The organism is Oceanispirochaeta sp. M1, assembly GCF_003346715.1.
Taxonomy (GTDB): Bacteria; Spirochaetota; Spirochaetia; order DSM-2461; family DSM-2461; genus Oceanispirochaeta.
Map to the genome: position 1 here is coordinate 120,601 of NZ_QQPQ01000010.1, position 12,504 is coordinate 133,104.

Here is a 12,504-nt window from a genome sequence, read left to right on the forward strand (position 1 = left end):
TATTCTACCAAAGAACATTCAGAGCCTGGATATTTTAAGCTCAAATTATCAGAGACTGAATCTCCTGCACAAGATCCTTCATGGTAAAAGGCTTATGAATAAGGGAGGCATCCTTAAGATCAGCAATATTATGAAGCCTCTCTTCCGTATAACCGCTCATAAAAAGCACGGGCATATCATAACCCATGGACCTGAGATTGTTAAATGCATGAACCCCGCCCATCTCCGGCATAATGACATCAAGGAGAAAAAGACCTATGGTTTCATCATCAGATCTCCGTTTTTTCAGGGCATTAATCAGCTCTTTTCCATTCACAAAGCTTTTTATCCTAAATCCGCTTTTTCTCAGCATGGTCTCTGCAAGCTGGCGGACCATTGGATCATCCTCCGCCATAAAAATAAGACCCTTTAATTCAGGGCTGTCTTCTTCTCTGGAACTAAGCTCTTTCCGGGTATCCTGAGAAGCATTGACCCGAGGCAGATAAATATGAAAAGAAGTACCACGGCTGCGGTCTGTTTCAATATTAAGATACCCCTGGTGCTGCCTGATTATCCCATAAACAATTGAGAGTCCAAGTCCAGTACCCTTATCCTTATCTTTGGTTGTAAAGAATGGATCAAAGATCTCCGGAAGAATTTCCTTATTAATACCCGAACCGTTATCCTGAACAATCAATTCCACATATTCACCAGCAGGAATATACCCATCCAGCCCGGGAAAAGAGTGTGTGGCAATATGAATAGACTGACGGATGCTCAGAAGACCGCCCCCTTCCATGGCATCCCGGGCATTGAGACTCAGATTTATAAGGACCTGCTCAATCTGCTGTTTGTCGGCATAAACCCAGTCATCCTCAGCCGCAAGATGGGGCTCCAGAACGATATTCTCTTCAAGAAGACGCCCCAGTATGGGCATAAGACTGTGAATAAGCCCTGACATGGTAAAATTTTCCATGTTCATATTTTCTGTTCGACTGAAAAGAAGAAGCTGCCTGGTCAGATTTCTGGCACTGGCCGCAGTCTTTATAATAGGTTCGATATATTCCATCTCACGGGTGCCGGCACAGTCATCCTTCAGAAGCTGACTGTATCCAAGAATGATCTGGAGCAGATTATTGAATTCATGGGAGATCCCTCCTGCAAGTTTTCCAACCGCTTCCATCCTGGCAGCCTGACGAAGCTGACCCTGGCTGGCTTCAAGAGCCGCTCTTGTCTGAGACAATTCTGAAAAGTCCTGAATTATCCCGGTTACAATCTGTTTCCCTGTTTCAGGATTTTCCGCCTGCCGTGCAATAAGATGAAGGATCTTGTTTTCGCCATCATCAACAGGAATGGTCATAATGGATTTTACACGACTGGATTCATTTTGAAGTTCATCGGGGAGAATTGTGCTCTGATTCCAGGAAGGAAAAATCTTCTTCATAAAATCAAGAGTCTCAGGAATTCCATCAATGCCGGGATCAACAGAACTAAGAGTATAAACCTCACGAGAGTACCAATAACTATTTTTTTGCGGATCATATTCCCAGTTACCGACCATTGCCATGGCCTGAGCATCCCGCAGACGACGCTGTTCATTCTGGAGAATCTGCTGAATTTTTTCTGAATCACTTATATCCTTGAATACCACAATAACACCGATAAGAGTATCATCCTTGGGATCTCTGATAGGAGAAGCACTGTCCGAAATATGGATTTTCTGACCCTTCTTATTTATCAGAACAGTGTTGGCATCCATCAGAACACGCTCATTATGCGCCAGGACTTTATGAACCGGATTGATAACCATCTCACCGGTCAATCCATTTTCAAGTGGCAAAACCTGAGAAATATGGAGTCCACCGGCCTCTTCAAGTATCCAGCCTGTCATATTCTGAGCCATCTTATTCATAAATACGATCTTCGATTCGGTATCAGTAGAAATTACACCGTCACCGATAGAGCTTAAAGTTGTATAAAGCTCATTTTTCTGCCGTGAAAGATGAAGAGTCGAACGATTCAGCAAAAAAGACTGCCTTATCAATAACCCGATAAGGAAAAGAAGACAGAATAATGCTATAGAAAGAAGCTGAATGGTCACCTGGTAACTGCTTATTGATAGAGGATTAAGGAGGATAGATTCTCCCGGAATGTCCTGTTCTCTGAATTTCCAATATCTGAAGCGCTTCTGGTCAATTGCATAAACAGTTGTGTCATCTTCGATTACAGGAATTGTACCTGCGTCTTCCCCATCCAGAATTCCAGCTATCAGATCAACAGCCAGTCCAGCCTGTATGGTGCCTGATGTTACTTTACCGCCAAGGATGCCGGATCGTAGATGCAAAAGGTTGAAGACTGGAACTGATGTTTCCGAAGCGAGCCTGGAAAGGAAAGCCTTTTCTGAAATAAAGTTGCCTTTTTTATCTCTATACCAGCTGGTAAGCAGGAGAATTGAATCATCAGACACAGAAGAACTCCACTGGATAAGTTCATCGGTGGTAAGTTTATTTTCACCCAGAAAATGAAAATCCAGGAGAGCAAGCTCTCCTCTCAGATCCTGGATCTGCCTCTCAACCATCTGCCTGTTTCCGTATCCTGTGGGAGTCGCATCGACTATGACATACACAGTCCGGAGAGAAGGAATCAGCTTCTTTGCAAGGGCAAGAGTGTCCGGCAAATTCACCTTGCTGATCACACCTGTATGATTCTTCCTGAGGGTATTTTTAACAAATTCGTAGTCATTTACACCGCAGAAAACAATAGGAGTATCAGGGAAAAGCTCCTCGCCTTGTTTTGCAAGGAACTGAAGAGCATTGTCATCTACTGCAACAATAAGGGAGAAAGCATCGGCATCAAAGAGTGAAAGATCCCTGATAATACTCTCTTCCATTTCTTCAACCGATTTACGCTTTGTATCCATATATTCAAGGGTAATTTTAGTGCCGGGAATTTTCTCTTGTATTCCTTCAAGAAGAGCCGAATAGATACTGTCCTCCCAGAGATGTCCGGGGTGATAAGAGAAGAGGAGAAAAATTGAAGCTGTATCTTCAGAAGAAGAATCATCATCAGCGGAAAGCAAGGTAAGAGAAAACAGAAGCAGCAGGGTTATTTGTAGAAATAAGCTTCTCATCAGCCCCCCGTAAATATTGGATGCAAAATAATTTTATCACGTCTTTCCCTTTTCAGGGAATCACAGTGAGTTTTTTTTGCAAATCAATATATTTTAACTAGTATTTAAAATTGAGGATTTCCTCAGACCTCAGCGGCCTCTTCCTGCTCCAGCACTGTGTAGGCAATCTTACCTACTCTTGTAAGGGGAAGTTCATCCCGGAACTCGATCAGACGGGGACAGCTCCATTTATTGATATGTTTTCTGCTGTAGGCGATCAGTTCTTCCTCCAGCTCAGAACCGGCACTGTACCCTTTATTGAGGATTACAAAAGCTTTTATTTTATGGAGTTGATAATCGTCAGGAACCCCGATAGCACAGCTCATCTTTACCGCAGGATGACTCTCAAGTACCTTTTCCACCTGTGTTGGATATACCGCAATGCCGGAAACTTTGACCATTCTCTTCTGACGCAGTTTAAAATAGAGGAAACCGTCTTTATCCATAGCTCCGATATCTCCGGTATGAAGCCAGATTCTTCCATCATCATGAGTCTGCAGAACTGCAGAGGTCTCTTCGGGATCATTAAGATATCCTATCATTACAGAAGGACCTGAAATACAGATCTCACCATCTGTTCCAGCAGGAGCTTCATCATATGAATCTGGAAGTATCACCTTGGCCAGCATATCTGGATAAGGGACTCCAATTGAAGCTTCCCGATATTCATCCTCGGGCATTAAAACAGAAACAGTTACAGACTCAGTCAGCCCGTAGCCTTCACGCAGTTCAATATCTGCCCCCCGCTCCTTCAGAACCTTGTCAAAATCCCTCTTGATACTGATCGGAACAGAATCACCTCCGGCAAAAACGCCTTTCATCCCTGAAAGGTCAGCCTTAAGAAGATTCTTATTACTGGAAAGAGCTTCAAACAGAGTGGGAACACCCGCCATGATGGTGGGTTTTTTCTTTCTGATAATCTTTCCAGCCACCTCAGCCGAAAACTGAGGCACCAGGATACTACAGCCCCCATTAACCAGAAATGTATGGATACAGACTGCCAGTCCGAAACCATGAAAAACAGGAAGAATTGCAAGAATTGAGTCTCCAGGAGCCAAGGGTCCCAGCCTTTTAGAACCCTGACATGCTGTCTGCCCCGCCAGAACATTGAAGTTCATATGACTGAGCATAATCCCCTTGGGACTGCCCGTCGTACCACCGCTGTAAAGAAGGGACGCAAGTCCTTCCGGATTACTTTCCACTTCATCAACAGGACTGCCTTTAACAGCTGTAAGATCAGACCAATTAAGGATTCTGGAATCTTCCGGCAGTGCTTTGATTTTTCTTCCTTTTGCCAGGAAAAATAGAGTCCGCATTGTGGGACTCATATAAGTTCCCAGCTTTGTGATTAATACTGTTTCAACTTTTGTATTATCCAGAATATCTACGAAACGGGAGTAGAATGCATTGAGAGTAATCGCCCATCTGCTTTCACTGAGATTCAGGTAATATTCGATCTCATCAGGGGCAGATAAGGGGTGGATCATACTGGAAACAGCACCGATCTTTGCCAATGCATAAAAAGTGATGATAGCCTCTGGACAGTTGGGAAGACAGACAGTCATCCTGTCTCCCGCCTTCATTCCCTTTGCACTTAAATCTGCCGCGGTCTGATCGATAAGATTCAGGAGTGAACTGTAGCTGATCTCCGCTCCCATAAAATCCAGGGCTGTATTATGAGGATAGGCTTCGGCAGATTCACGGAATGCCCGGTAGAGGGTTCTCTTTTTATAATCAATTTCAGAGGGAATATTACCGTAATATTTCAGCCAGGGCTTAGTTTCAAACATAACCGTCTTCCTTGATAGACTTAATGGGTTTCAGATTCAGTTCATCCAGAAGATGCTGGGGGATATCGGGAACTTCGCTCAACTCAGCCGGGTTCTCCACAAAACGCTTGATCATATCAATGGCTCTTGCACAGTAGATCCCTTCGGAAAGACGGTCATCCAGGGTGTAGGTAAGTTTAACAATATCCCGTCCGATCACTTCACCTTTACTGTTCATTGAATAGACTTTCTTAATCTTCCCTATAGCAGCAAAAAGACCATTATTACCCCATTCAAAAAGATGATGATAAGGAGCATCAATGCCCACAGAGCCCAGATTTGTCAGAAAAAGAGTGGTATACATGGGATCTACACGGATCATGGATGCAGGAGCCAGATTCCAGTAATCCAGAACCCTGAACCCCCACATAATCATACGGAGGATGGATCTGGGAAACTTCATTAGAAAGTCTGTCTCCGATGAATTGACGTTACCCTCATCACTCTTGGCTTTATTGACATACTGATTAACTCGAGCTGTAATACTCTCAAGGGTATCTTTAGGATCGAAGGCGATCTTTACATTGATCTCCTGAGCATCATCCGTCAGTGTCTTCTTGGCAACAAAATTAACAGATAATTCATTTCTCTGATAATAACGGTAACCCGATACAAAACGATTCAGCTGGGGACGCAGAGCGATGGACCTTACAAAGGCGCCGAGAAAAACATGAAAGACTGTCATTTTCTTGCTTCGGTCTTCCATACTCTTGTTGTGTTTTTTAACATAAGCCAGAGTTTCGGTTACATCAATTTCCTGTTCAAAATAGATGATAGACTCGGTTCTGTTTCTCATTAGAAAGGGGAGCATCCCTCTGAATGAGTGAAGATTTCTGATAAGTGTACCATCGGGACGTTTTTTAAAGGCCATTTTTTTCTCCAGTTATATAATCTCTTATCTAATATCTGTTCTTCAATGAAATAATAAAATTGTCAAATGCCTCCGGATAAGTTCCCACTGATCAATACCATTGATGTTCCAGGTTTCCCTGACCGCAACAGCCCGTTCACTGAGGATGGGAGGTGTAAAATAATTCCATTCAATCCGAAAATCAACAACAATATAAAAAGCCCAATTGCTATGCCGAAATGTCTGAAGCTTCGATTCATCTATCGCTTATTCCATAGTATACAATTTTTAATGATGCCTATTATACAACGACTGGACCAAGATCTGCCACTTATAAATATACCGGTCTATCTGGCTCCGATCATGTCATCCTTTGCCTTTTTTACATCCACAGGACAGATCATCTTATTGATAACGAATAGTGCAGAAAGAGACAAAATACCGATGACAGGAAAAAACAGCCTGAAGTCCACAGATCGCAGGAGTAATCCGAAGAGCAGGGGTGCCAGGGCACTGCTCAGATTCAGGGCTCCGTAAATACCTGAATACAAGGCCCGCTTATCCTCTCTGCTGATCTGTACCAGGACAGCCTCCCCGCTCATCTTATGAGCTCCCGAGAGCGCCCCCAACATGGGAAAGATCAGATATAAAACCCACAGACCCTGACCTGAAAAAAGCAATATACTCAGCGTAAGAGGGATCAGCAGGCTTGCGATGCTCTGAATCTTTAAGAGTCCCTTAAAGCCCAGAGGTCCAATAATCTTCGGCCACAGGAAATTTGAAAGAAGCATCCCCCCCATCTGCAGAAGGACAATCGTCCCCACATATGATGATGGCAGATTGAATGTTCTTAACAGAGATGGAAGATAAAATGGGATCAGAACAATTGAGACAGTGAGAAGATTAGCCACGATACAGTAATATCTGAAACTTATGTCTTCGCTCAGGATTTCTCTGATAGAAGCTGTTATTCCCTTCAATCCGGGAGCTCCGGTACTTACACTCTCAGACTCGGGCTCTTTGATCATCCAGAATCCGATAGATCCCAGGGCCAGCATCAGTGAGGCCAATACGAAGAGAAAAGTATAGCGTTGAGTCCCTGCAAATCCGGTCAGTACAAATCTTGTCAGAACTCCGGAGACCAGGACTCCGGCACTCCAGAAGACCTGTTTCCGCAGGAAAAATTTATGTCTCAGTTCCCGGGGGATTGAAGTCCCGATAAGTGAAACATAACTGATTCCGGCAAAAGCTCCTGAGAGGGTAAACACCGTGAGACCGCAGTATATAAAAATCAAAACAGAAGAGGGTGAGAAACGTCCGGCATTGTTAAGGAGAAGACCGATACCGAAAAGTGCCATCATCCTGGCATACAGACCTGCAATAAGATAGGGTTTCTTTCTTTTTCTTGACTGAATAAATGGGGCAAAAAGGAGCTGAGAGACAAGAGGAAAACCGACCATTATGGCTGTTATAAAACCGATATGCAGCTCTGAGCCCCCTACCTGAAGCACAAGTGCGGGCAGCACAGAATTCACCTCTGTAAATGTAACTGTCAGTGCAAGAAATATCCCATGCCAGAGGAAACCGAAATAACTTGATTTTTGATCTTTTGTAATCATTCGAGGCTCTCTCCTTTATACAGATGATACCATGGCTTCAGGATTCTTTATAAAAATCCTGTATCCGATTTTTTTGAATAACTGACAATTAATTTGACAGATATCTCCAAGTGGGTATATTCTGAAAAGTAGATGAAAGTACTTTCACAAAAGTTCTTTCTTTATTCAACAACTGTTCAGGATAATATGAAAAAAAGAGCAACAATATATGATGTAGCAAGGGAAGCAGAGGTCAGTATTACAACTGTATCCCGATATCTGAATAACCCGGAAAATGTAAAAGCCGAAACAGGGCAGCAGATCTCCCTATCTATGGAAAAGCTTGATTATATTCGCCAGGGAAACGCAGGAACTATTACAAGCCGCTCAGTCCGGAGAGTCGGAGTTCTCACACCATTTTTCCCGGCACCATCCTTTGTAGATAGACTGAGAGGGATGATTCCCTTCTTTAAAGAAAAGAACTATGAAGTCGTTATTTACACCATAGAGAGTCCGGACCAGCTGGATGAATATCTGAGTTCCGTCCCCTTCACACGCAGAATTGATGGACTGATTTTAATGTCTGTTTATCTGACGACTGATCAGAACCGCGCACTAAAAGCCTCAGGACTCCATGTTGTGATGATCGAATCGGATGATGAGAACTACAGCCGTGTTTTGACTGACGATCATAAGGGCGGTCAGATTGCAGCAGAACTTTTTCTTGAAAAAAATTACCTGCCCTGTGCCTTTATGGGTGATAAAAACCGGAATCTCTCCTACAGCTGCCATCCTTCTGAACTGAGATTCAGGGGGTTTAAAGAGACTCTGGAAAAAGAGGGACATGAGATCCCGGAATCCCTGATTCTTGAAGCAGACACCACAGTGGAAAGCTCGCAGAAAGTTTTTACAGAATTCCTTAAAAAGGGTAAACAGATCAGAGCCGTCTTTGCCATGTGCGATGTTCAGGCTGTAGGCATTATCAAGGCAGCAAGAGAAGAAGGGCTCCGTATCCCCGAAGATCTGGCTGTACTGGGGTTCGACAATATTGAATCGGCCGACTGGATGGGACTGTCTACGATCACTCAGTATCTGGGTGATTCGGGACGTGTTGCAGCCGGCCTTCTGCTGGAACAGATTTCCGAGAAGGGAAATGCCATACAAAAAGTGAATCTTCAGGTTGGACTCCTTGAGAGGTCCACAACTTAACAAATGGAATCCACAGCCTCCGGGCTGTAACATAAGGACCCTTAGGCCCTTATGATTAAAACATCAGGGCAATAATTATTACCCTGAGAGTACAAGGAGAACAGTATGAAAAAAGTTGTTTGGGGAGCAGTCGCATTTTTGATGATTGCCTCACTGTCTTTCATGAGCTGCCAGAAAAAGGAAGAAGCCGCTGCGGCTCCCACAGAAGAAAAGGTGGTGGATGATCCGTACGCAGATGTCCGGGGCAAGGTCGTTTCCATGGCCGGTCCTTTTGTAGACAACGATGCTATCAAATTCGAACAGTCTGTCAAATCTTTTGAAGAGATGACGGGAATTGACATCCAGTATGAAGGATCAAAAGAATTTGAAGCTTCCATCGGTATAAGTATAGAAGGTGGAGATGCTCCGGATATCGTAGACTTTCCTCAGCCCGGTCTTCTGAAAAACTTTGTAGCCAAGGGCTATGTTGTTGACCTGAACAAGGCTCTCGACATGAACAAGGTTAAATCCAACTATATCCAGAGCTGGCTCGACATGGCTACCATGGATTCTCCCGACGGAGAAATCATGGCAGGACTCTGGGGACGTGTTAATGGAAAATCCCTTGTATGGTACAACAAGAAAGAATTTGATGCTGCGGGTTATGAAGTTCCTGAAACCTGGGAAGACCTTGTAGCATTGCAGAATATGATCCTTGCAGACGGCGATGCTCCCTGGGCAGTTGGTATTGAATCGGGTGCCGCAACAGGATGGGCCGCTACTGACTGGGTTGAAGAGATGATGCTCAGAACCACAAGTCTTGAAAACTATGACAGATGGGTTGCCGGAGAGCTGAAGTTTGACAGCCCCGAAGTACGTAAGGCTATCGAAGCCATGGCGTCTATCTGGTTTGCCGACGGAATGGTTTATGGTGGACGTAAAGGTATTTCCACAATAAGTTTTGGTGATGCTCCCAAGGTTATGTTTGAGAATCCACCCAAAGCCTGGATGCACAAACAGGGTAACTTCATTACATCCTTCTTCCCCGAAAACCTGACTGCAGGAACTGACTATGACTTCTTCTATCTGCCCAGTGTAGATCCTTCACTGGGACGCCCTGTTCTGGTTGCCGGAGATATCTATGCCATGTTTGATGACAGACCCGAAGTCCGCATGGTTATGCAGTATTTTGCAACCGGTGCCTCCGTTGAAGGCTGGGTAAAATCAGGTGGAGCTATTTCTCCTCATAAAGACTCACAGCTCAGCTGGTACACCAATGATGTTGACAGAAAAGTTGCCGAAGTCATCCAGAATGCCACCAGTGTCCGTTTTGACGGTTCCGACCTGATGCCGGGCGCCGTAGGTGCAGGTTCTTTCTGGAAAGAGATGACTGCTTATGTATCAGGATCAAAAACACTCGATGAGGCTCTGACTGCCATCGATAACTCCTGGCCCTGATCCTCTCGGGATCTAAGCTGGAAAAACACCGGGACTCTCAATGAGTCCCGGTTTTAAATGGGACTCATGTTTTGAGCAAAAAATACACAGGCATAGAGTGAGTCATGTCAGGATAATCCCCTGGGGTCTTAAGCAGGTAATAATCAGGACGAATTGGTCTCGATTGCTTATAGGCCTGATTTGGAAAACCATAGAGGCTCGATGAGTCTTTATAGAAAAAAGTAAAGGAGAAGAAGAATGAGCCAGGATATAGATTCTAATTGGAATCCTCTAACCTTAATCATCCTGATTATTGTAACCCTGACGATTCTCATCGGCGGATTCTTTCTACTGCAGACCATGCAGAACCAGAAGATATTGATGACACTAACCGCCGTGACCTGGGGGCTGGGCTCAGTAGCCCTCCTCTTTTTTGTATTAAATGCCATCGCTGAATCGATGCCCAGGAAGGTTCGATCTGTTTCTGTGGCTGTTGTTTTTGCAGGTCCCGCCGTTTTAATGCTTCTCTGGGCTCTGGTTATGCCTACCCTCAGATCTCTCAGACTGAGCTTTGCAGATGCCAACGGCAACGGCTTTGTATTTCTTGATAATTATAAATTTGCATTTACAGATCCCATCATGCTGGAAAGTTTCAGGAACAATCTTCTATGGATGATTTTCGGGACCTCTTTCTGCGTAATCATGGGATTGATCATAGCTGTTCTTGCTGATAAAAGCCGGTCAGAGAAAGTTTTTAAATCTCTCATTTTCATGCCCATGGCCGTCTCCTTTGTAGGAGCAGGAGTTATATGGAAGTTTATCTACAACTATAAGGGTGAGGGAATCAATATTACAGAAATTGGTCTCCTCAACGCTATTGTGACGTCCCTGGGAGGAGAGGCACAAGCCTGGCTGCTTATGCCGTTCTGGAACAACTTCTTCCTCATTATAATAATGGTTTGGCTCCAGACCGGATACGGTATGGTTATTATGTCTTCCGCTATAAAAGGAATTCCAGAGGAAATCAATGAAGCTGCCAAAGTGGATGGGGCCAATGCCTTTACGATTTTCTTCAAGATCACCATCCCCTATATCATGCCCACCATTATAACGGTCACAACCACTATTCTCATTTTCAGCCTGAAACTATTTGATATTGTCAGAGTTATGACAGGTGGTAACTTCGGAACCAATGTAATAGCCAATGAGTTTTATTTAAGACAGTTCACCTACGGTCATTCAGGCCAGGCTTCAGCAATAGCGGTTGTCCTGCTTGTGGTCATAGTTCCTGTACTGGCTTATAACCTGAAAGAATTCCGGGGAAGAGAGGTTCTGAAATGAAAGCCAAAACTAAAACTATTGATGTGAAAAAATCCACTGCCGGAAGAGTTCTGATAGGGGTCACCCTTGTAATAATAGTTCTGGCATGGACCATTCCCACCTTTGGTGTCTTTGTAACATCCTTTAGAGATCCCAAAGATATCTACGCATCAGGCTGGTGGTCAGTGCTTCCCCACAAAGATTTAGTAAAATCAGATGAATTCGAACTTCCCGCTGATATGGACCCCAATATTCCCATAGAACTTGAAGGTGTAACCGCAGAGTTCCAGGAATGGCGTGAAGGAATTGAAGTTTCCGAAGGAAGAACTCTACGCTGGTATGGGAATAAAAGATCCCGGAAGATAGAGGTCTTTGAGGAAAAATGGATAGGCTTCGGTGCAAATCTGACCATGCAGAATTATAGAGATGTCCTCTCAGGTGGAACAATAGATTTTACAGATGCCGATGGTAATAAGATTACCCGTCAGGGGAATAATTTTTCTGACGCTATTCTTAATTCCATCGCAGTCAGTATCCCCGCGACAATCATTCCCATCCTGATTGCTGCATTTGCAGCTTATGCCTTTGCCTGGATGGAATTCCCGGGGCGCAAACCTCTGTTTATCATGGTTGTTGCCCTCCTTGTTGTTCCTCTGCAGATAGCCCTGATCCCTGTTCTCAGAGACTTCACCCGTTGGGGTATCACTGGAACTTTTATGTGTATGTGGATGGCCCACACCGGTTTTGGATTACCTCTGGCGGTCTACCTGCTTTATAACTACATAAGTACATTGCCCCGGGATATTTTCGAATCAGCCTATCTGGATGGAGCCACTCCCTTTGTGACCTTTGTACGGCTGGTACTGCCTCTGTCTATCCCTGCCCTGGCCAGTTTCGCCATTTTCCAGTTCCTCTGGGTCTGGAATGACTATCTTGTGGCCCTGGTATTTCTGGGAGATAAGAACCGGGTGGTCACCTCTGCCCTGGCAGCTATGATAGGAGAAAAAGGCCAGGACTGGCACCTTCTTACCTCAGGTGCTTTTATGAGTATGATTATTCCACTGGCAGTCTTCTTTGGTCTGCAGAGATTCTTTGTACGCGGTTTAATGGCTGGTTCTGTTAAGGGCTGATTTA

Annotated in this window: 8 protein-coding genes; 4 read left to right on the forward strand and 4 right to left on the reverse strand. The window is 44.3% G+C overall.

Annotated elements, in window-relative coordinates; genetic code table 11:
- Positions 1-40 precede the first annotated feature (40 nt).
- The 4 genes from DV872_RS09110 to DV872_RS09125 all read right to left on the reverse strand — a co-directional run bounded on the left by DV872_RS09110 (position 41) and on the right by DV872_RS09125 (position 7,446).
- Positions 41-3,109, reverse strand: a complete 3,069-nt coding sequence (locus DV872_RS09110; RefSeq protein WP_114629613.1) for an ATP-binding protein — start codon at positions 3,107-3,109, stop codon at positions 41-43.
- Positions 3,110-3,231: 122 nt separating this feature from the next.
- Complete coding sequence (locus tag DV872_RS09115; RefSeq protein WP_114629614.1) at positions 3,232-4,938, reverse strand: class I adenylate-forming enzyme family protein; 1,707 nt, start codon at positions 4,936-4,938, stop codon at positions 3,232-3,234.
- Positions 4,931-5,848: a 2-oxo acid dehydrogenase subunit E2 gene (locus tag DV872_RS09120; protein WP_114629615.1), complete on the reverse strand. Its 918-nt coding sequence runs from the start codon at positions 5,846-5,848 to the stop codon at positions 4,931-4,933. Before DV872_RS09120 ends, DV872_RS09115 begins: the two co-directional genes overlap by 8 nt.
- A 326-nt stretch (positions 5,849-6,174) precedes the next feature.
- Positions 6,175-7,446: an MFS transporter gene (locus DV872_RS09125; RefSeq protein WP_114629616.1), complete on the reverse strand. Its 1,272-nt coding sequence runs from the start codon at positions 7,444-7,446 to the stop codon at positions 6,175-6,177.
- Positions 7,447-7,632: 186 nt separating this feature from the next.
- Here DV872_RS09125 and DV872_RS09130 point away from each other — a divergent pair, with 186 nt between their 5' ends.
- The 4 genes from DV872_RS09130 to DV872_RS09145 all read left to right on the forward strand — a co-directional run bounded on the left by DV872_RS09130 (position 7,633) and on the right by DV872_RS09145 (position 12,500).
- Positions 7,633-8,634: a LacI family DNA-binding transcriptional regulator gene (locus tag DV872_RS09130; RefSeq protein ID WP_158546899.1), complete on the forward strand. Its 1,002-nt coding sequence runs from the start codon at positions 7,633-7,635 to the stop codon at positions 8,632-8,634.
- A 105-nt stretch (positions 8,635-8,739) separates the two neighbouring features.
- Positions 8,740-10,071, forward strand: coding sequence for an ABC transporter substrate-binding protein (locus DV872_RS09135; protein WP_114629618.1), 1,332 nt, complete (start codon positions 8,740-8,742; stop codon positions 10,069-10,071).
- 237 nt (positions 10,072-10,308) lie between these two features.
- Positions 10,309-11,391 carry a carbohydrate ABC transporter permease gene (locus DV872_RS09140; RefSeq protein ID WP_114629619.1) on the forward strand — a complete coding sequence of 361 codons (1,083 nt, stop codon included), beginning with the start codon at positions 10,309-10,311 and terminating at the stop codon, positions 11,389-11,391.
- Positions 11,388-12,500, forward strand: a complete 1,113-nt coding sequence (locus DV872_RS09145; RefSeq protein WP_114629620.1) for a carbohydrate ABC transporter permease — start codon at positions 11,388-11,390, stop codon at positions 12,498-12,500. The genes DV872_RS09140 and DV872_RS09145 overlap by 4 nt, the downstream gene beginning before the upstream one ends.
- Positions 12,501-12,504 lie beyond the last annotated feature (4 nt).

Excerpts from the sequence above, each read along its gene's own strand:
- DV872_RS09110 (WP_114629613.1), bottom strand. The coding sequence starts at position 3,109 with ATGAGAAGCTTATTTCTACAAATAACCCTGCTGCTTCTGTTTTCTCTT.
- DV872_RS09115 (WP_114629614.1), bottom strand. The coding sequence starts at position 4,938 with ATGTTTGAAACTAAGCCCTGGCTGAAATATTACGGTAATATTCCCTCT.
- DV872_RS09120 (WP_114629615.1), bottom strand. The coding sequence starts at position 5,848 with ATGGCCTTTAAAAAACGTCCCGATGGTACACTTATCAGAAATCTTCAC.
- DV872_RS09125 (WP_114629616.1), bottom strand. The coding sequence starts at position 7,446 with ATGATTACAAAAGATCAAAAATCAAGTTATTTCGGTTTCCTCTGGCAT.
- DV872_RS09130 (WP_158546899.1), top strand. The coding sequence starts at position 7,633 with ATGAAAAAAAGAGCAACAATATATGATGTAGCAAGGGAAGCAGAGGTC.
- DV872_RS09135 (WP_114629618.1), top strand. The coding sequence starts at position 8,740 with ATGAAAAAAGTTGTTTGGGGAGCAGTCGCATTTTTGATGATTGCCTCA.
- DV872_RS09140 (WP_114629619.1), top strand. The coding sequence starts at position 10,309 with ATGAGCCAGGATATAGATTCTAATTGGAATCCTCTAACCTTAATCATC.
- DV872_RS09145 (WP_114629620.1), top strand. The coding sequence starts at position 11,388 with ATGAAAGCCAAAACTAAAACTATTGATGTGAAAAAATCCACTGCCGGA.